The organism is Mesorhizobium sp. WSM4816 (assembly GCF_055811535.1).
The window spans coordinates 71,720-90,472 of sequence record NZ_JBVVQR010000025.1; the positions used below are offsets into that span (position 1 = coordinate 71,720).

At 61.8% G+C, this 18,753-nt stretch carries 21 protein-coding genes, 1 tRNA gene and 1 pseudogene; 17 read left to right on the top strand and 6 right to left on the bottom strand.

Annotated elements, in window-relative coordinates:
- The first annotated feature begins 183 nt into the window (after window positions 1-183).
- The 7 genes and pseudogenes from AC0L3H_RS23100 to AC0L3H_RS23130 all read left to right on the top strand — a co-directional run bounded on the left by AC0L3H_RS23100 (window position 184) and on the right by AC0L3H_RS23130 (window position 5,822).
- Complete coding sequence (locus AC0L3H_RS23100; RefSeq protein ID WP_366512620.1) at window positions 184-642, top strand: NUDIX hydrolase; 459 nt, start codon at window positions 184-186, stop codon at window positions 640-642.
- A gap of 18 nt (window positions 643-660) precedes the next feature.
- Window positions 661-1,305, top strand: a complete 645-nt coding sequence (locus tag AC0L3H_RS23105; protein ID WP_023801761.1) for a DUF47 domain-containing protein — start codon at window positions 661-663, stop codon at window positions 1,303-1,305.
- A gap of 4 nt (window positions 1,306-1,309) precedes the next feature.
- Window positions 1,310-2,314, top strand: a complete 1,005-nt coding sequence (locus AC0L3H_RS23110; RefSeq protein ID WP_473587003.1) for an anion permease — start codon at window positions 1,310-1,312, stop codon at window positions 2,312-2,314.
- A gap of 292 nt (window positions 2,315-2,606) precedes the next feature.
- Window positions 2,607-3,300, top strand: a pseudogene (locus AC0L3H_RS23115) (RNA polymerase sigma factor).
- A gap of 228 nt (window positions 3,301-3,528) precedes the next feature.
- The gene (locus AC0L3H_RS23120; RefSeq protein ID WP_473492939.1) at window positions 3,529-4,803 is read left to right on the top strand and encodes a hypothetical protein; all 1,275 of its coding nucleotides are present in this window, start codon (window positions 3,529-3,531) and stop codon (window positions 4,801-4,803) included.
- Between the two features lie 493 nt (window positions 4,804-5,296).
- A complete protein-coding gene (locus AC0L3H_RS23125) occupies window positions 5,297-5,557 on the top strand; it encodes a hypothetical protein (RefSeq protein ID WP_287295606.1) in 261 nt (86 codons plus the stop codon).
- Window positions 5,558-5,561: 4 nt separating this feature from the next.
- Window positions 5,562-5,822: a hypothetical protein gene (locus AC0L3H_RS23130; RefSeq protein ID WP_473492941.1), complete on the top strand. Its 261-nt coding sequence runs from the start codon at window positions 5,562-5,564 to the stop codon at window positions 5,820-5,822.
- On the opposite strand, the gene AC0L3H_RS23135 is transcribed toward AC0L3H_RS23130, so the two are convergent.
- Window positions 5,819-6,532 (bottom strand): SOS response-associated peptidase, encoded by a 714-nt coding sequence (locus AC0L3H_RS23135; RefSeq protein WP_473587004.1) that lies wholly within the window; start codon window positions 6,530-6,532, stop codon window positions 5,819-5,821. The two genes, AC0L3H_RS23130 and AC0L3H_RS23135, sit on opposite strands and share 4 nt — an antisense overlap.
- A gap of 277 nt (window positions 6,533-6,809) precedes the next feature.
- On the opposite strand from AC0L3H_RS23135, the gene AC0L3H_RS23140 reads away from it, so the two are divergent.
- The 4 genes from AC0L3H_RS23140 to minE all read left to right on the top strand — a co-directional run bounded on the left by AC0L3H_RS23140 (window position 6,810) and on the right by minE (window position 9,374).
- Window positions 6,810-7,247, top strand: coding sequence for a hypothetical protein (locus AC0L3H_RS23140; protein ID WP_473587005.1), 438 nt, complete (start codon window positions 6,810-6,812; stop codon window positions 7,245-7,247).
- A gap of 169 nt (window positions 7,248-7,416) precedes the next feature.
- A complete protein-coding gene (gene minC, locus AC0L3H_RS23145; protein ID WP_091598979.1) occupies window positions 7,417-8,187 on the top strand; it encodes a septum site-determining protein MinC in 771 nt (256 codons plus the stop codon).
- 102 nt (window positions 8,188-8,289) lie between these two features.
- Window positions 8,290-9,105, top strand: a complete 816-nt coding sequence (minD, locus tag AC0L3H_RS23150) for a septum site-determining protein MinD (protein WP_023803856.1) — start codon at window positions 8,290-8,292, stop codon at window positions 9,103-9,105.
- Window positions 9,102-9,374 carry a cell division topological specificity factor MinE gene (minE, locus tag AC0L3H_RS23155; RefSeq protein WP_023803855.1) on the top strand — a complete coding sequence of 91 codons (273 nt, stop codon included), beginning with the start codon at window positions 9,102-9,104 and terminating at the stop codon, window positions 9,372-9,374. Before minD ends, minE begins: the two co-directional genes overlap by 4 nt.
- A 701-nt stretch (window positions 9,375-10,075) precedes the next feature.
- Here the strand turns inward: minE and yghU are convergent.
- Window positions 10,076-10,942 (bottom strand): glutathione-dependent disulfide-bond oxidoreductase, encoded by an 867-nt coding sequence (gene yghU, locus AC0L3H_RS23160; protein WP_473587006.1) that lies wholly within the window; start codon window positions 10,940-10,942, stop codon window positions 10,076-10,078.
- A gap of 227 nt (window positions 10,943-11,169) precedes the next feature.
- Between yghU and AC0L3H_RS23165 the strand changes: the two genes are divergently transcribed.
- The 3 genes from AC0L3H_RS23165 to AC0L3H_RS23175 all read left to right on the top strand — a co-directional run bounded on the left by AC0L3H_RS23165 (window position 11,170) and on the right by AC0L3H_RS23175 (window position 15,173).
- Window positions 11,170-12,072, top strand: coding sequence for a S1C family serine protease (locus AC0L3H_RS23165; protein WP_091598989.1), 903 nt, complete (start codon window positions 11,170-11,172; stop codon window positions 12,070-12,072).
- Between the two features lie 223 nt (window positions 12,073-12,295).
- Window positions 12,296-12,895, top strand: coding sequence for a YdeI/OmpD-associated family protein (locus AC0L3H_RS23170; RefSeq protein ID WP_473587015.1), 600 nt, complete (start codon window positions 12,296-12,298; stop codon window positions 12,893-12,895).
- Window positions 12,896-13,055: 160 nt separating this feature from the next.
- Entirely contained in the window at window positions 13,056-15,173 is a 2,118-nt protein-coding gene (locus AC0L3H_RS23175; RefSeq protein WP_473587008.1) for an EAL domain-containing protein, read from the top strand.
- A gap of 69 nt (window positions 15,174-15,242) precedes the next feature.
- Here AC0L3H_RS23175 and AC0L3H_RS23180 read toward each other — a convergent pair whose 3' ends face one another.
- From AC0L3H_RS23180 to AC0L3H_RS23190, 3 genes are all read right to left on the bottom strand, one after another.
- Window positions 15,243-15,572 carry a GYD domain-containing protein gene (locus tag AC0L3H_RS23180; RefSeq protein WP_027155386.1) on the bottom strand — a complete coding sequence of 110 codons (330 nt, stop codon included), beginning with the start codon at window positions 15,570-15,572 and terminating at the stop codon, window positions 15,243-15,245.
- Between the two features lie 163 nt (window positions 15,573-15,735).
- Window positions 15,736-15,918, bottom strand: a complete 183-nt coding sequence (locus tag AC0L3H_RS23185) for a DUF3606 domain-containing protein (protein WP_027155385.1) — start codon at window positions 15,916-15,918, stop codon at window positions 15,736-15,738.
- 113 nt (window positions 15,919-16,031) lie between these two features.
- Window positions 16,032-16,105 (bottom strand) — tRNA-Gln (locus AC0L3H_RS23190).
- 115 nt (window positions 16,106-16,220) lie between these two features.
- Here AC0L3H_RS23190 and AC0L3H_RS23195 point away from each other — a divergent pair.
- Window positions 16,221-16,607 carry an ester cyclase gene (locus AC0L3H_RS23195; protein WP_473587016.1) on the top strand — a complete coding sequence of 129 codons (387 nt, stop codon included), beginning with the start codon at window positions 16,221-16,223 and terminating at the stop codon, window positions 16,605-16,607.
- 92 nt (window positions 16,608-16,699) lie between these two features.
- Window positions 16,700-16,861 (top strand): hypothetical protein, encoded by a 162-nt coding sequence (locus AC0L3H_RS23200; protein ID WP_473587009.1) that lies wholly within the window; start codon window positions 16,700-16,702, stop codon window positions 16,859-16,861.
- A 243-nt stretch (window positions 16,862-17,104) separates the two neighbouring features.
- Here the strand turns inward: AC0L3H_RS23200 and AC0L3H_RS23205 are convergent, their stop codons facing one another.
- Window positions 17,105-17,590, bottom strand: a complete 486-nt coding sequence (locus tag AC0L3H_RS23205; protein ID WP_473587010.1) for an Lrp/AsnC family transcriptional regulator — start codon at window positions 17,588-17,590, stop codon at window positions 17,105-17,107.
- A 154-nt stretch (window positions 17,591-17,744) separates the two neighbouring features.
- Between AC0L3H_RS23205 and AC0L3H_RS23210 the strand changes: the two genes are divergently transcribed.
- Window positions 17,745-18,497 (top strand): tryptophan 2,3-dioxygenase family protein, encoded by a 753-nt coding sequence (locus AC0L3H_RS23210; protein WP_473587011.1) that lies wholly within the window; start codon window positions 17,745-17,747, stop codon window positions 18,495-18,497.
- Window positions 18,498-18,753: the final 256 nt, after the last annotated feature.

An 18,753-nucleotide genomic window follows, 5' to 3' on the forward strand; every position in this document is an offset into this window, starting at 1 on the left:
GACAGTCTGCTATTGACCCTGAGCTGCCCTTCATGAGGATGTTTCGCTGCCTGATAGCTGACATTCACAGCAAGCAGCACTATTGACTCAACGAAGATCCTTCACGTCTTAATTGGCTTCGAAAAAATTTAGCCAACTACCGACAATACGGCTAAGGTCTTAGCGAAATGGATGGCCGGGCCTTTGAAGAAAAAGAAACTGGGGAAGCGAGCGCGCCGTGGCAAGCCCATCGCACAGGTTGCCGCTTTGCCTTATCGCCGCGCTGCAGACGGAGACACTGAAATCTTGCTGCTAACGTCTCGGCAAACGGGCCGCTTCATCTTGCCCAAGGGGTGGCCGATGAAGGGTCGACCAGACCGCGAGGCTGCAGCTCAAGAGGCGGGTGAGGAAGCCGGAGTAGTGGGCACTTTGCATGAGCAATCCGTTGGCAGCTTCCATTATTGGAAACGATTGAAGGACACGTTTGTCCCGGTAACCGTTAAAGTATACCCGCTTCACGTGCAGCAGGAACTGGATGAATGGAAGGAGCAGAAATATCGAAGACGGGCCTGGCTTAAGCCGGACCAAGCAGCACTCCTGGTCGATGAACCGGAGTTGGCTGCCCTACTGGAATCTATAGCGCCTGAACTGGCTCATTTCTGAACGCTACAGGGATAAAACATGCTCAATTGGTTTCGTGCGCTGTTGCCCCGCGAGGACAAGTTCTTCGACCTCTTCGAGCGCCATTCCCGCATCCTGGTCGCCGGCGCCGAGGCGCTGCAGAAGCTGCTCGATGGCGGCGAGGCCGTCGAGCGCCATTGCCGTGAGATCGTCGAGCTCGAGGACCAGGCCGACGTGGTCACCCGCGAGGTGCTGCTCGCCGTGCGCAAGAGCTTCATCACCCCTTTTGACCGTGGCGACATCAAGGACCTGATCCAGTCGATGGATGACGCCATCGACATGATGCACAAGGTGGTCAAGATGGTGAGGCTGTTCGAGCAAACGAGCTTCGAGCCGCGCATGCGCGAGATGGGCGCCGTCATCGTCGAGGCCGCGCATCTGACCGCCGAGGCGATCCCGCTGCTTGAAAAAGTCGGCGCCAACGTCACACGGCTCGGCGCCCTTGCTGAGGAGATCACCAAAGTCGAGGAGCGCGCCGACGGGCTGCACGACGCAGGCCTGAAGGAACTGTTCCAGAGGCACGGCAGGACCGACGCCATGGCGTGGATTGTCGGCAGCGAGCTCTATGGCCAGCTGGAAAAGGTGGTCGACCGCTTCGAAGACGTCGCCAACGAGATCAGCGGCATCGTGATCGAGAACGTTTGAGCGGATGGACCCCACTCTCGCCTTTCCGCTTCTCGTCGGCCTTATCGGCGTCGCTCTGTTCTTCGATTTCCTGAACGGCCTGCATGACGCTGCGAACTCCATCGCCACCATCGTCTCGACGCGTGTGCTGCGCCCGCAATATGCGGTCTTCTGGGCTGCCTTCTTCAATTTTATAGCCTTCATGTTCTTCGGTCTCCACGTCGCCGAGACCATCGGCAGGGGCATCGTCAGCGCCGACATCGTGACGCCGCAGGTCGTGTTCGCGGCGCTTGTCGGCGCAATCGCCTGGAACATCATTACCTGGCTCTACGGCATACCCTCATCGAGCTCGCATGCGCTGATCGGCGGGCTGGTCGGCGGGGCTGTCGCCAAGGCGGGAAGCGTCGCAATCGTCTGGTCGGGGCTGCTGAAGACGGTCGCGGCCATCGTGCTGTCGCCGCTCACCGGCTTCGTGCTGGCTCTGGTGCTGATACTCACCGTCTCCTGGATTTTCGTGCGCCAGACGCCGTTCGCGGTCGACAATACCTTCCGCACCCTGCAATTCGTGTCGGCGTCGCTCTATTCGCTCGGCCATGGCGGCAATGATGCGCAGAAGACGATGGGCATCATCGCGGTGCTGCTCTACTCGCAGGGCATGCTCGGGGGCGAGTTCTACGTGCCCTTCTGGGTGGTGATTACCTGCCAGGCAATGCTGGCGCTTGGCACGCTGTTCGGCGGCTGGCGCATCGTGCACACGATGGGCTCGAAGATCACGCGGCTGAATCCGATGCAGGGTTTCTGCGCCGAGACCGGCGGCGCGATCACGCTGTTTGGCGCAACGTGGCTCGGCATCCCGGTCTCCACCACGCACACCATCACCGGCGCCATCGTCGGGGTCGGCGCGGCGCGACGCATCTCTGCGGTCCGCTGGGGCATAGCCGGCTCGATCGTGATTGCATGGGTGGTTACCATGCCCGCCACCGCATTCATTGCTGCTTGTTGTTATGGAATCGTGGCACTCTTCAGTTAATGCGGAGCCCGGAAGTTTGACTGACGATCGCGAAGGTCGACTGCTGTCGTTGCGCGAAGATCAGCTTTGGAGAAGCGGTCAGAATGTCGCGAAATGGCCGGAAGCCGGCGTTTGGTGGATGCTGTGCTTGGAGGGCGGGTGATGAAGCGTCACAGGATTGTCGGCATGATAGGCGCCGTCGGCCTGCTTCTAGCCGCTGCCTTGATTGTCTGTGGGCCTTCCACTGATAAACGGGTCGAATGGGAACCTTTTTGCTGCGGAAAGCATCGAATTGGTGATTAGATAAGTTGTCATGTCCGACCAACGCATTGACAGGGGCGATGACGGGCGCAATTCCAAGGATGTGGAACTGGTCCGCCGCGCGTTGGCGCGCGACGCGGATGCATTCCGAACCATCATGCAGACGCACAACCAGCGTCTCTATCGTATCGCGCGTGGATTGGCCGACGACGACAGCGAAGCTGAGGACATCGTTCAGGAAGCCTATGTCAACGCTTTCGCCTACTTTGCCGAGTTCCGAGGAGAATCGGCATTGTCGACATGGCTCTGCAGGATCGTCGTCAACGAGGCGCTAGGACGCTTGCGAAGGAGACGGCGCGCGGCAGCTTTTGCAAAGTCCGCGGCACGGGCCAATTCCGAGGTCATACAGTATTCTCTCAATAAATATTCCGACGACGCCGAGCGGACGGTGGCGCAACGACAAATCCTGAGCCTGGTCGAACGGGCTACCGATACGTTGCCCGTAGCCTATCGGGTTGTCTTTATTGCCCGCGCGATCGAAGGACTGTCCAATGACGAGACGGCGGAACTGCTCGGCCTGCGTCCCGAGACAGTGCGGACGCGGCTTCCATCGCGCCCGCCGCCTCGTTCGCAAAAAGCTGGACGAACAGATTGGCCCCGTGCTGCTGAACGCCTTCCCGTTCAAGGGCCGCCGCTGCGAGCGACTAACCGCCATCGTTATGGATCGTCTTCGTCTTTCAGTCTGACTGCGTGAGCCAAATATCTTTATTCGGACTGTACGCCGGATGACGGGAACGTTCCGCCCGCTCGGTCATCTAATAGCTATCGGCCCGGTTGAGTCGCACACGATCGAACCGGCGAGCCGACTAAAAAACAATATTCGGGAGGACATGGCAGTGTCTGCACGGTTCAATCGAATTGGCGTCTCGTTGGGCGTTCTGCTCTCCGCAGCTCTCATTCCAGCCGCCGCTCAAATGAGCGCGAAAGGATCGGTCAGCGGCAAGGATTTTGACGCCGCCGCGGCCGAGCAGGCCATGCGATATCTCGAGGAAGGCCGTGAGACCTTCCGCTTCGACACCTTCGGCAGCGAGGAGTTCTGGGGCGGTAAGCTCAAGCTTCATGAGGCGATCGCCGGCGAGAAACTGGGCGGGGTCGGGCCAGGCCTCAGTCCGCAAAAAGCCCTCGAACTTGGCCTTAAGGTCGACGTCAACGCCATTCCGAAGGACGTGGCCGCGGCGCTAGACAAGGGCGAGGTCGACCTTGCCGATCCCGCAAGCACGCTTCTGCTGCTGAAGGCCAATGCCGTGGTCGGCGTGACAGGGTTTTTCTCCGAGGACGGACAGACCCTGACCTCGGTGGGCATCCAGTGCGCGGTGTGCCATTCAACGGTCGACGATGCTTATGCACCCGGCATCGGGCATAGGCTGGACGGCTGGCCCAACCGCGACCTCAATATCGGAGTGATCGTCGCGCTGGCGCCGGACCTTACAGCGTTCACCGAAATGCTGCAGATATCGGAAGCCGAGGTGAAGAAAGCGGTGGAGGCTTGGGGTCCCGGCAAGTTCGATGCCGAGCTGAACCTCGATGGCAAGGCATTTCGCCCGGACGGCAAGACGGCCGCCACACTCAATCCGCCGGCCTTCGGATTGGCCGGCGTGAACAACCACACCTGGACCGGAGCCTGGGGCACGGTGAGCTACTGGAACGCATATGTCGGCAATCTCGAAATGCACGGCAAAGGCGTATTTTACGATCCGCGTCTGGACGATGCCGAGAAGTATCCGGTTGCGGCACGGACAAAACAGGGCCACAAGCAAGACGACGAGGACCGGATCACCGCCAAGCTTCCGGCGCTTCATTTCTATCAGCTGTCGCTGCCGACCCCGAAGCCGCCCGAGGGCGTATTCGACAGCCCGGCCGCGGAGAAAGGCGAGGCACTTTTCAACGACAAGGCCAAATGCGGCACGTGCCACGTGCCGCCACTCTTCACCGAACCCGGCTGGAATCTGCATACGGCCGACGAGATCGGGATCGACGACTTCCAGGCGATGCGATCTCCCGACGAGCGCTACCGGACGGCATCGTTGCGCGCGCTCTGGGACATGGAAAAAATCCACAAGGGCGGTTTCTACCACGACGGGCGGTTCGCCACCCTCGATGACGTTGTCGAGCATTATGACGACCATCTCGGCCTGAAGCTGACCGATCAGGAAAAGAGCGATCTGATCGAGTACCTCAAGTCGATTTGACCCAGCGCTTGACGGCGTCCTCATCCCTCGGATGTCGATTGGAAGGGAAGGTAGCTTCGCGTAGCCGATGTCCGCTTTCGAGTAACAGCGAAATTGCTTCGAATGACCAAGATTGGCGCTAAGCCGACCTTCGAACGGCACGATTGAACACGCGTCCTGCTACCGTCATCTCTGAGCGGTTACCGCACCGCCCGGCGCCGTCCCTCCACGGCGGCAAACCCGCTCCTGCAGATGCCCGTTCAGCACGATCATTTCCTTGAGTGCCTTCACCGCGTCGCCCTTGTGCTGTGCAATGAATTTTTCTGCAACTACCTGAAGGGCGGGTTCCTGACGGCTGTCCAGCGTCAGAATGTGGTCCAGGCTATGCCTCCAACAGTTTCTGTTCAAATTGAACAAAACGGGAACAAAAATGTTAAGAGCGAATTGACTCCGTGAGGAATGCCTTCCTATTTGTCAGAGGTGGGGCGGTTGCTCACAACTGGGGAGAGCCGCGATGGGCAGACGAAAAAGCCGGTTCGACAGGCTGTCGGCGAGGCATGCCGAGGCGATCATCAGCGACGCTCTCAGCCTGCGCAGGACGGTGCTTTCGTCGCAACTGCATCTGAAGGCGCAAGGCGAACTGTTTTGGCAGCTTTGCGGGCTTGTCGAAAAATTGCATGAGGTGATGGCCAGCGTAGCGGAGAAGGAGCCCGATTTCCGGATGCCGGATCTTGGCCTGCTTCCGCTTCCCGAGGGCTATTTGACTCGGAAATGAGGCCATGGCCGGGCCGATGGACAGCGTTGGACGTGCCGCGAAGGCCAACATGCTGCTGATCGTCGAGTGCGGCCACTGCTACCATGTCGGGCGTTTTCGGGCCAACGACGTGGCCAAGGTGGTGGGCTGGAACAAGCCGCTGGAAGCCATCAGGTTCAGGTGCAAACGATGCAGCCGCAAGGACACCACCGTTCGCACCCAGTTCGTCGACCAGGACCATCCGCCAAAAGGCTACATCTGGGTGCTGCAGAAATTCAAGCTTTAGAACAGCGAACCTTGTATCGGCGCCTGTGGCGCCTGCGGCGGAAATTTTATCTGCGTCGCCGGCTTGTCGACGATCACCAGCGCGTCGTCCGCTGCCGTGCGCTGCAGGTGCCTGGCCTGCGACCAGGGCGCGGTCAGCCAGGTCTCGGTTTCCTCCTGCGTGGTCAGGATCACGGGCATCGCCTTCTCGTGGATCGGCGCGATCAGCGCGTTTGGCCTGGTGGTCAGAAAGCCGTAGAGCTCGAACTCGCCCGGGCCGTCCTTGATCTTGCGCACGCCTTGCCAGCGCGTCCACAGGCCGGCGAAGAAGAACAGCGGCCGCGCCTCGCTCAGCGCGAACCAGTAGTTTCTCTGGATACCGGTATCCGGATCCTTGTCGCCCGGCGTTGGGCTCGGTTCGGCAAAACTGGTGAGCGGCACCACGCAGCGGTTCTCGACGCCGAGATATTGCTGCCAGTGGCCATATTGCGGGTTGCGGATGTTGGTGGTGCCGTAGTCGGCCTTGCCCTTCACGCGCTCGATCGGCGTCGGCATGCCCCACAGCAGGTTGGCCAGCTCGCGCGTCCCGTCCGGCGCATTGCGCACCACCGGGCCGGGCTGGTTGGGATAGATGTCGATGGAGGGCTCGAGATTGCCGAGACTATCGCGCAGGGCGCGGGTCCACTGGCGGATCGCCTCCTGGCTGGTGGTGATGTTGTAGAGGTTGCACATATCGAGCCCCGGGGATGTTCAGGCATCTTGCGGGAAAGGGCAGGTAATTTCCAGCGCTTGTCCATTCGGCTGGTGACACGCTACCCCAGACCACAGCGCCGCGATCACCGCCGCCATCCGGCGGGTCGACCGCGGCAGAAGGATACTGCCGCGCGCAGCGGCGAACCGCCGGCTCCGCTTACGCAACGCACGCCGCTCGCGCGCGTTCTACCATTAGGAGGAGGAGCATGGGATGTGACAGCTGGTCTCATGCGCTCACATTCGGAGGCAAACCACGATGTCCAAGTTTAGAGATGCCCTTGACCGCGGCAAGCAAGCTCGCCGTGAGCACGAGGAAAAGGTCGGCAATGAGAAGGCCGAAGGGGTGGACTTCGGCGCGCAAGCAAGGGCCTGGCTAAACGACGTCGTCGTCGCGTCGCTGGAAGCGGCCAGGGCTGACGTAGCAGGCGAGGTGGCGGTCGAGATGGACACTGCGCCACGCCGCCAAGACAAAGCATCAACACCATCTATTCGGTTCAGGATCTACAGGAAGCGGGGAACGGAAAAGGAGGTGATCGGAAGGACGTTCTCGGTCAACGTCCAGCTGAGTGGACAAGTGTCGGCATCTTCGCCCGGGATGGTGGCGAGAGAAGTGGGAAACATCGGGGATAAGGCTGACGAGCGGTTCTCTAGCTTGCTGGCGGAACTGATCGAGGACGCAGCGAAGGGCACTTAGCCAGCAAGGTGTCGAGGAAAGGGCTGGCGATTTCCAGGGCTGTCCGCCGGTTTGCTGACACGCCGGGCCTGTCAGTAACAGCTTTCCGGATGCCGCAAACTCCCCTTCCGTTAACCTTTCGTTAACCATGGCTGGCTAGCGTTTACCTATCAGTAAGGAATCGCTATCCGTGACCTTCGCCGCCCCCGTCGAGACCAAATCCATTCGCTTTCGCGCCCGCTCCTTCGTCGCCTTCACGCTCACCCCGGAGACGCCGCTTTCGGAGTGGCTGGAAAGCCTCGACCGCTGGATCGGCAATTCTCCCGGCTATTTTGCCGGCCGCCCGGTGGTGCTCAACCTCAACACGCTGAAGCCCGCGGTCAGCCAGATCGAGGCGCTGGTTGCCGAGCTTGGGCTGCGCGGCATCCGCATCTATGCCATCGAGCTCGACGGCAACACGGTGCTTGAGCCCAGTCTGCCGCCTGTGCTGATCGGCGCCAAGGAAGCCACAGCCGGGCTGCTCATGCAGGCCGACCAAAAGGCTGCCGGCAGGCCGGAAGAGACGGGCAGGGCGGAAGAAGGCAGGGCGGAACCGGGCAAACGGTCAGAAGACAGGGTGCCGGAAGCGCCGGCCACGCTGATGGTCAAGACGCCGATCCGCTCGGGCCAGTCGATCTTCCACGCGCATGGCGATGTCATCGTGCTGGGCTCGGTCGCCTCCGGTTCCGAGATCGTCGCCGCCGGCTCGATCCATGTCTACGGCACGCTGCGCGGGCGGGCGTCGGCCGGTGTGCTCGGCCATTCGGCGGCGCGCATCTTCTGCCGCAAAAACGAGGCCGAACTGCTGTCGGTCGACGGCTGGTATTGCACCGCCGAGGAGATGGAGCCGGCCTTGCGTGGAAAAGCGGTGCAGGCGTTTCTGGAAAAGGACACGCTGCGCATCGCGCCGTTCAGCCAATGAAGGTACCCGAAAGTACGCAGCGGTTTTGAAATAGAAACAAAGACTTAAGCGCATCGCATAAATCAAACGCTTAACAATACGAACAACAATAAGGAGGCATAGATGGGCAAAGTTGTGGTGGTCACCTCGGGCAAGGGGGGCGTCGGCAAGACGACCTCGACGGCCGCCCTTGGCGCCGCCGTCGCGAGAACCGGCAAGAGGGTGGCGCTGGTCGACTTCGACGTGGGTTTGAGGAATCTCGACCTGATCATGGGCGCCGAGCGGCGGGTGGTGTTCGACCTGGTCAACGTCATCCAGGGAACGGCCAAGCTGTCGCAGGCGCTGATCCGCGACAAGCGGGTCGAGACGCTGTTCCTGCTGCCGGCCTCGCAGACGCGCGACAAGGATGCGCTGACCGAGGAGGGCGTCGGCGAGGTGATCGAAAAGCTCAGCTCGGTGTTCGACTACGTCTTCTGCGACAGCCCGGCCGGCATCGAGCGCGGCGCGCAGCTTGCCATGCGCTTTGCCGACGAGGCGGTCATCGTCACTAACCCGGAAGTCAGTTCGGTGCGCGATTCCGATCGCATCATCGGCCTGCTCGACGCCAGGACCGTCAAGGCCGAGCGGGGCGAGCAGATCGCCAAGCATGTGCTGGTGACGCGCTATGATGCGGCGCGCGCGGCGCGCGGCGAAATGCTCTCGATCGACGACGTGCTGGAAATCCTGTCGACGCCGCTGCTGGGCATCATTCCCGAGAGCCAGGACGTGCTCAAGGCCTCCAACCTCGGGTCGCCGGTGACACTCAGCGATCCGACCAACTCCGCCGCCCGCGCCTATATCGAGGCGGCCAAACGGCTCGAGGGCGAGGACCTGCCGGTCGTCGTGCCGTTCGAGCGCAAAGGCTTTCTCGATCGGCTTTTTGGAAGGAGGGCAGCATGAGCCTGTTAGACCTCTTCAAGCGGCGCGGCAGCGCGCCGGTGGCGCGCGAGCGGCTGCAGGTGCTGCTCGCCTATGAGCGCCGCAACCGCAGCCAGCCCGATCTCGTCTCGGTGCTGCGCGAGGAGATCATGGCCGTCATCGCCAGGCATGTGCAGATCGACCAGGATTATCTGCAGGTCTCGATGGATCGCGGCGAGACGATGTCGACGCTGGAGATCGACATCCAGATCCCCAACAAGAGCGCTAGGCCGCTGGCCATGTCGGCCTGAGCGTTGCGCCTGTAGTGGTTTTTGACGCCGGCGGGACAGCGCCCCCTCTGGCCTACCGGCCATCTCCCCCAATGGCCGGCAGGACAGAGGGGGTACTGTCCCGCCGACATCTTCTTATTTTATGTCAACCATAGGTTGCGTTAAATATTTCCCATCCATTTGCCACTTGCGCAACCAACAAAAGGGTGAAAACGTTGGTCCGGGGAAGGGTGGTCGTCGCGGCTGTTAGAAGCTCCGGGGCGGTCTTGAAAAGCGATGAACTTTCCACAGTTCCTGGTGGGAATGACCGCCGCGGCATTCGTCGTGGCGCTCTCGATTTGTTTGGCAACGGGTTCAATCTGGAAGGCGCTCGGCTGGACGGTCCTCACCTTGATCGTTCTGCAGCTTGGATATTTTTTGTCCGTCGTCCGGCTGATCTATAAGGCCGAACGAAAGCCACACAGTGACCCCGACCCGCGAGTACTGGACCGTCGAGACAGCATGCGGTTTCGAGATTCAGGTCGGCCACCACAAATATAAACATGCCTAGACCATGATGTTCATCAGATAGACAGTATGGTCTAAACCGCTTGAAAGCGGACATGTTCGGTTCTGGGAATGTGCCTTGGACGTTCCGTTACTTTAGTCAACCAGTATATATCTCCGGGTGCATATGCCCGATACTGCGCAGCGCGTCATCCGCTGCAGCTCCGTCGCTCTGCTCACTCCGCCGCCAGTTTGTCCTGCGTCCTGGTGTCGAAGTCGCTGGCGTCGTGGCGCTCGTGCAATTGCATCGCCGGCTCGCCGAAGGCGCGGTTGACCATGCGGGCGCGCTGCACGGCCGGCCGCGCGTCGATCGCGTCGGCCCAGCGCTGCACGTGCTTGTATTCCTGCACCGACAGGAACGCGCCGGCGTCGTTGTACATGCGGCCCTTGGCCAGCCCGCCATACCAGGGCCACACGGCGATGTCGGCAATCGTGTAGGCGTCGCCGCCGAGATATTCGCTTACCGCCAGGCGCCGGTCGAGCACGTCCATCTGGCGCTTCACCTCCATGGCGAAGCGGTCGATGGCATATTCGAATTTTTCCGGTGCGTAGGCGTAGAAATGGCCGAATCCGCCGCCGAGATAGGGCGCCGAGCCCATTTGCCAAAACAGCCACGACAGGGTTTCTGCGCGCGCCGGCTGCTCGATCGGCAGGAACTCGCCGAATTTCTCGGCCAGATGCAGCAGGATCGAGCCGGATTCGAAGACGCGGATCGGCTTTGGCCCGCTGCGGTCCATCAGCGCCGGGATCTTGGAGTTGGGATTGACCTCGACGAAGCCGCTGCCGAACTGGTCGCCGTCGTTGATCCTGATCAGCCAGGCGTCATATTCGGCGCCTTTGTGGCCGCGCGCCAGCAACTCCTCCAGCATGATCGTCACCTTCACGCCGTTTGGTGTCGCCTGCGAGTAAAGCTGCAGCGGATGCTTGCCGACCGGCAGCTGCTTGTCATGCGTCGGGCCGGCGATCGGACGGTTGATGCTGGCGAAGGCGCCGCCATTTTCCTTGTTCCAGATCCATACTTTCGGCGGTGTGTATTGGTTCATTTCGGAGGCCTTTGATGTGAGCGGAGAGGGTCTTGGGGAGGATCAGCTTGCATAGATACAGGTAGTGCGGACTGACGGAAGTTCAACTTGTGTTGAACTATTGTCGATGTCGGCAGCGCAAGCCTGCGCGATTGCATCCGGCCCTTGCGCCTCGTCACCTGCGCCATAGCTATAGAAGATGCCGGCCCTCTGAAACGGCCGTCGTGAATATGGCCAGGATTGAGAGCATGACCATCGATACGATTTTGCGGTCCATCGTGACGGTGCGGGCTTCGATCCCGGATGATGCCTTCACCGCGAATGCGCTGGGCACCAGCCGGGAAGGCAGCGGCGTGGTCATTCGCGACAACGGCCTGGTGCTCACCATCGGCTATCTGATCACCGAGGCGGAAGAAGTCTGGCTGACCGACCACAGCGGGCGCGTGATTCCCGCGCACGCGCTTGCCTACGACCAGGAAACGGGCTTCGGCCTGGTGCAGGCGCTGGCCCCGCTCTCCCTGCCCGCAGTGGCTTTCGGCGACGCGGCCAGGGCGATGGCCGGCGACCCGGTGGTGCTCGCCGACGGCATCGGCCAGGCGGTCAGCGCGTACATCGTCACCAAGCAGGAATTCGCCGGCTATTGGGAATATCTGCTGGACGAGGCGATCTTCACCGCGCCGGCTCATCCGTCGTGGGGAGGTGCGGCCCTCATCGGGCAGGACGGCAGGCTGCTCGGCATCGGTTCTCTGCGCCTGCAGATGAGCCGCGCCGGCGAGATCGCCGATATCAACATGGTGGTGCCGATCGACCTGCTGCCGCCCATCCTCGACGATCTGCTGACACGCGGCCAGGTTGCCAAGCCACCGCGCCCATGGCTCGGCGCCTTCTCCGCCGAAAGCAATGGCGAGGTCGTGGTGATGAGCGTCGCCGAAGGCAGCCCGGCCGCCGAAGCCGGCCTGCGCCAGGGCGATATCATCTCGGATGTGCGCGACGGCGAAGTCGACGGGCTCGCCGATTTCTACCGCAAGTTGTGGCAGAACCCGGCGGGCGCCGAGATCCCGTTGCGTGTTGTGCGCGACGGCCGCGAAACCTGGCTGCGCGTCAAGTCGGCCGACCGCAACAGCTTTCTCAAGAAACCGCAGCTGCAGTGAGGCTCCTTTCCTTCTCCCACAAGGGGCCTTGTGGGAGAAGGTGGATCGGCGCGCAGCGCCGAGCCGGAAGGCCGCAGGTTATTACATCACGATTTGAAGGACCGCCATGGGCGGCGCGAAGCATCGCGCCAACCTTGCAACAAGGCCACTGTTGCTCCATTCGATCGGAGCCAAGCAGCGACAAAGGAGAACCGATGACGACCACACAAAGGCGGACCCGCTGATGGCGCCGGTCGAGGTCGACCCCGCCAAGGTCCGCGAATTCAGCGATGCTGAGAGCTTCTACACCTGGCTCGGCAAGCATCACGACTCCGAGACAGAAATCTGGATCAAGATCCACAAGGTCGGTTCGGGACTGCCTTCGATCACGCCCAAGGAGGCCATCGACGTCGTGCTGTGCTGGGGCTGGATCGATGCCGTGCGCAAGGGGCTCGACGACAAGAGCTATTTGCAGCGCTACACACCGCGCGGCAGGAAGAGCATCTGGAGCCAGATCAACGTCGACAACGTCGCCCGGCTGATCGAGTCGGGCCGGATGACCGAGCATGGGCTCAAACAGGTCGAGGCGGCGAAGGCCGACGGGCGCTGGGCGCGCGCCTATGCAAGCGGCAAGGACATGAAAATCCCCGCGGATCTGCAAGCCGCAATAGACGTCGAGCCCGAGGCCAAGGCGATGCTGGCAAGGCTCAGCGCGCAGAACCGCTTCGCGCTCGCCTTCCGCATCCACAACATGAAGACCGAGGCTGGCCGCGAGAAGAAGATCGCCGCCTTCGTCGAAATGCTGAAGCGCGGTGAGGCGATCTACCCGCAAGGGAAGAAGTGAGGCTGGCGCCGTCGCGGCTGTGGCTGCGATTGCGGCAAAGTTCGCGCCTCGTGGGTGTCAGGGTGAGAAATTGGCCGTCCACCCCAGCCGCTGCGCAGTAACGGATTCTTCTTGGCTTTTGCCGCACAATGGCGGCGACGAGGCAGGCGAAGTCCAGAGCATGGCCGAAAAGAAAAATCGCGACGGAGAGTTCTGGGAGCTGGCGCTCGAACGCGCGCATCTTGGCGTCTGGGATTGGGATCTCAGGAGCGGCGACTGTTTCTACTCGGCGATGTGGTTGCAGATGCTCGGCTATGGCGAGGGTGAGCTTGCCGAGACGAGCGATCTCTGGTTGCAGCTGACGCATCCCGACGATCGCGAGCGGGCGGTGGCCAGCGGCGAACGCCACATTGCCGGTCTGACCGATTCGATCGAGACCGAGCTCAGGCTGAAGCACAAATCCGGTCACTGGGTATGGGTTCTCGATCGCGGCGGAGTGGTCGAACGCGACGCCGAAGGCCGGCCGGTCCGGCTGATGGGCGTCCAGACCGACATCACCAAGCAGAAGCAGGCGGAAGCAGAGCTTGAACAGGTCAACGTCCGCTTTCGCCTGGCATTGGCGGCCAGCGGCACCGGCATCTGGCATCACGATATCGGTGCACGCAAAAGCTACTGGGACCAGCGCACGCGGGACATCTACGGGCTTGTCGCCGACACCGACGAAGTGTCGCAAGACCTCTGGCACAGCTATCTGCATCCGGACGACCGGGCCGACGCCGAGCGGGCCCATTTGGCGCCGCTGCAAACGCAAAAGGTCGTCGCCGTGCAATACCGCATCATCAAGCGGGACGGCGAAATCCGACATCTCGAATCGCTGATACGGTTCGCCGACGCCCAGTCATCGGGCCAGATCCTGGGCACGGTGCGCGACATCACCGAGGCGAAGCAACGCGAGCAGGAACTTGCCCATGCGGCCCGCCATGACGCGCTGACCGGCCTTCTGAACCGCGCCGCTTTCGACCGGCTGCTGGCCGAGCACATCGCAACGGCGCGCCGGCTCGCGGTGTTCTACGTCGATCTCGATTACTTCAAGGCACTGAACGACTTCGCCGGCCACGCCGCCGGCGACCTTGCCCTGAAGAGCGTCGCCGAGCGCATTCTGGGCTGTCTGCCGCCGTCGGTGCACGCCGCGCGCCTCGGCGGCGACGAGTTCGCGCTGCTGGTGCCTGATTGCGACGCAGCGCAAGCCGAGCGTCTCGCCGGCGCCGTACTCGCGGCGGTTCGCGATGCCGACCTCGGCTCGACGGCGGCGTCGCGCAAGCTTGCGGCCAGCATCGGCATCGCCTTTGTCGCCGATGCGAATACCGCAGTGGCCGACGCGCTCGCCTGCGCCGACGACGCCTGCTATGCGGCCAAGGCCGCCGGGCGCAATCGCTTCGCGGTGTTCTCGCCCGAGACGACATCCGGTTCCAGCGGCCTCAATGCGGCGCGGCTGGCCGCCGACACCGTCGACGCCATGGCGGACGGAAGGCTGAAACTGTTCGGCCAGGAAATCCACCAGCTCGGAAAACCCTGGCAAGAAAGCCGCCATGTCGAGGTCCTGGCGCGTCTCGCCGGGCGCAACGGGCGGCTGATCCCGCCGGGCGAGTTCATCCCGGCGGCGGAGCGGTTCGGCGTCGCCTCGCGGCTCGACCGCTGGATTATCAGGACGGCGCTGTCGCTTCATGGTCCGGCGCTGAAGTCAGGGGCGCTCACGCTCGGCTTCAACCTGTCGGCGCAGACGCTGAGCGACCCGCAGCTTTGGGATTTCGTCGACGCCATCATCGCCGAGACCGGGGCGCCGCATTCCGGCATCGGCTTCGAGATCACCGAAACCGCCGCGGTCACCAATTTCACAGCTGCCGAGCAGTTCGTCGGCAAGGCGCGCGAGCGGCGCTGCCGCGTCAGCCTCGACGATTTCGGGGCGGGCATGAGCTCGTTCGAATATCTCCGGCGCTTTCCCGTCGACACGATCAAGATCGACGGTTCGTTCATCGAGCATATTGCCGATAGCCGCTTCGACCGCGAGATCGTCTCGGCGATATCGGGCATCGCCAGGAGCCTCGGCTGCTCCGTGGTGGCGGAGAAGATCGAAGCGCAGGATGCGCTCGACATCCTCGCGGATATGGGCATTGCCTTCGGCCAAGGATTTCTGCTGCACCGGCCGGAACCGCTGCAAGCGATCGTGGCGCGGGCGTGCGCGACCCGGGCGAGCAAGACACGGGCGAGCGCGCCGGCACCAGCCGGACAGCGAGCCTAGCCCGGATCTCTCCGGGCTGGCCGGGCGAAAAGTCCGCAAAACCGGTCCGGCGCCGTGATGCGCGACTGGTCAGGACTTTCCTGGCGGGCGATAGCGGACCGACTTTGCCTTGCCAAGCGCTTGCATCGTCTCTTCGACGCTCAGGAGAACGGTGGTCTCGTACGAGCTGAGCGCTCCTCCCGCACCAATGGCAAGCATGACAGATGCCATTGAAACGTTGTCGGGCGCCTCCCACAGGTTCCAGCCATCGTGCTCTCCGAAGCCGTACCAGAACCCGTGCAGCTTTCCGCCCACCGATTCGATGTAGGTGCGGGCTGCCTCGCGTCTATCCTCGGGGTTTTCGATCAGGCGCGCCCAGGTCTCGGGCGTATAGCTGAATCGTGAGAGATACATGGGCATGGTTCGCCTCCAGGGCCGCCGATCCCCCAGCGGCTCGGCGTCGAGGGGATCGAGGGGGGCTGGCGCCGAGCCTGACCGGCTTGGTTGGTTCACCGGCTGACAAAATATGCGCTCAGGCTAATATAATCGCAACACCTATCCTGCAGGCCGCCGCCGATGCGGGTCAGGCGTTGCGGCTCGCCATATGCGCGTCGAGCTTCTTTCTCGAAGGCCCGTACCGCTTGATGATGGTCGCGGCCTCGCTCGGCGGTATGCCATATTTTTTCGCAAACGCCGCTACGTCGTAAGGCTCCTCGCCGGCGGCCGGTTTGCGGTCCTGCTTGCTCCTGGATTTGTCGTCGGCCATGTCGTCCTCCATCATATCTGGTGGTTATAGGGTTCCTTAGTCGGCCCGACCATCCATGCCAGTTTGGAAAGGGGAGGCACGCCGGTCTGACCGGTTGCCCGGCGGGGCGATGCTGGTTCCCGCTCATGGGCTCGAACCACGATTCACGCCTTCAAAGGGCGCTGTCCTACCATTAGACGAAGCGGGAATAGAGGAAGTGACGCTATCTAGCACTTTCTCATCCGCGCATGAAGCTGCTTCATGCCGTCATCGGCTTGAGCATGAGCTTTCGGCGCGGCCTTGTAGAGACGGGAGCAATCGCCGTGACCAGAACCGACCTCTGTGACATCTACCGAGACTACATTGCCTGCCTGAACAAGCAAGACTGGCCGAAGCTGGGCCAGTTCGTTGATGATGAGGTGATCCACAACGGCCGGCGGCTCGGTCTATCAGACTATCGCAAAATGCTGGAGAGAGACTTTGCTGAAATTCCAGACCTTTATTTCAACGTCCAGATGCTGATTTCCGATCCGCCCTATATAGCGAGCCGGCTCGGGTTCGACTGCACGCCGAAAGAAAGCTTCCTCGGCCTCCCTGTAAATGGGAAGAGAGTTTCCTTTGCCGAGAATGTTATCTATGAATTTAGGGACAAAAAGATTGTAGAAGTATGGTCTGTCATAGACAAGGCTGCCATCGAAGCTCAGCTTTAGCGCAGGAATGCTCGGCCGTCGTTCCACGTTCCGATATGAACCACGGTATGAACACTGGCAGCTGCCTGTCCCCGCCTGTCAAGGACCCGGCCTTGACGCCTGAACACGCTGCCCCAGTTTACGCGGCGGACTTTTTAGAAATGCGATACGACTGGCAGGGGCGCAAATTCCTGGAACGGCATTTCGGCATTGTTATCGCAATTGGCCTGGCTGCAGGGCTGTCGGCCCTGGCCGCGCTGGGCTACACGCCTTAGAGACTGTTTGGAAACTCTACTCTGGCGGCCATCTGATGGCGTTTTCTGCGCTTACCTACAGCGCCGCGCGTCCTTTGGACGCGCAAAAGGACGCTGTAGCACTTTTGGTTTGCGCATGATCCTTTCCGAAAATCTTCCGATTTTCGGGGTCATGCGCGGGCTCACGGACCCAAATGTCCGCTCCGCTCCGGTTCTCGAAACCACCACCATGTGACTCGCCAGAGCGAATTTCGAAACAGTCTCTTAAGCCTCGGATTTAGCGTTCTGCTGGGCATGCCCCACGGCATTGGCGAAAGAAATGTCATCCTTGATCTCGCGCATCGCCATCGAGGTGATCGTGCGGCGCACGCCGGGCAGGCGGCTCAACTCGACGCGCAGCATCCTGTCGAGCGCCATCATGTCGACGGTCACGATCTGCAGGAGATAGTCGGCCTCGCCTGTGGTGGCGTGGCAGCGCCGGATCAGCGGATGCGCCTGGACGGCGGCCTCGAAGGCTTCGGAGAGTTCGAAATCGATCGACACCTGGATGAAAGCTTCGATGCCGAAGCCGAGCTTGGCCGGGTCGATCTGCGTCGAGTAGCCGCGGATGATGCCGGCGTCCTCCAGCGCCTTGACCCGCTTCCAGCACGGCGTCTTGCTTAAGCCGACCTCGTCGGCGAGCACTGCGAAGGAGGTGCGCGCATCGCGTTCCAGCGCCGCGACGATCTTCCGGTCGACGGCATCCAGCATCACACGTTCTCCAAACCTTCGCGATGGACGAACATTCGTCCTCCATTTTCTGGCATTTGGATAACACAAAGGAACAATGTTCAAGTGAAAAGCGACTAAACTGCGGGCTCGGACCGAACAAGCGCCCTGAGGACCGGGCAACGGAGCAGCTGCCATGCACAAGCCGGATTATTACGCCCGTATCGAAGCGCCCGAGATGCGCGACTATGGCGTCTATCTCAGCTGCGACAAGCTACTCGCCTGCCAGAAGCCGCTGGCCGAGATGGTCAATGCCGACGAGCTGCAGTTCCAGATCGTCCACCAGGTCGAGGAGCTGTGGATGAAGCTCATCGCCTACACGCTGGTCGATGTCGTCGACTTCCTCGAGCAGCAGAACACCCATCGCATCGTCACGCTGATGGGGCGGGTGCATCGGCTGATGCGGATGATGACGGCGCAGCTCGACCTGCTCGAAACCATGTCGCCCAAGGAATACCAGGAGATTCGGCTGCAACTCGGCAATGGCAGCGGCCAGGAATCGCCGGGCTTCAAGCTCTTGCTGCGCATGCCGCCGGACCTGTGGCGGGCGTTCAAGGCGTCCTATCTCGATGGTCGCGGGCTCTCGGTCGAGGATGTCTACGATGTCAGCTATGACCACGGCGACAGCTATGTCGTCGCCGAGGCGCTGATCGAATTCGACGAGCTGTTCCAGAAATTCCGCGCCAATCATCTTTATCTCATCCACCGCTCGATCGGGCTCGGCTCGAAATCGCTCAAGGGCCGGCCGGTCGAAATGCTGCAGGCCGGCGCCCTGCATCGCTTCTTCCCGGAACTCTGGGACATACGCTGCGACATGACCGACTGCTGGAGCGGCCAGTATGGGACTGTGCGGGCGCCGATCAGCCACCCGGAGGCGAAGGCAGGGTAAGGCCCGCGATCCCTTCTCCCCTTGTGTGGGAGAAGGTGGATCGGCGCGCAGCGCCGAGCCGGATGAGGGGTGATGGACGGAATGCGGCGATGCCAAGCTGGAGCACCCCTCATCCGACCGCGGAGCCTGTCCTCGGGCTTGCCGGAGGCAAGACCCGTGGGCGGCCACCTTCTCCCACAAGGAGGCCTTTGCACAGAATCGGATTGATGATTCCGGGGGTAAGGAAGAGAGGGAGATGATTCGGATGGTCGATCGT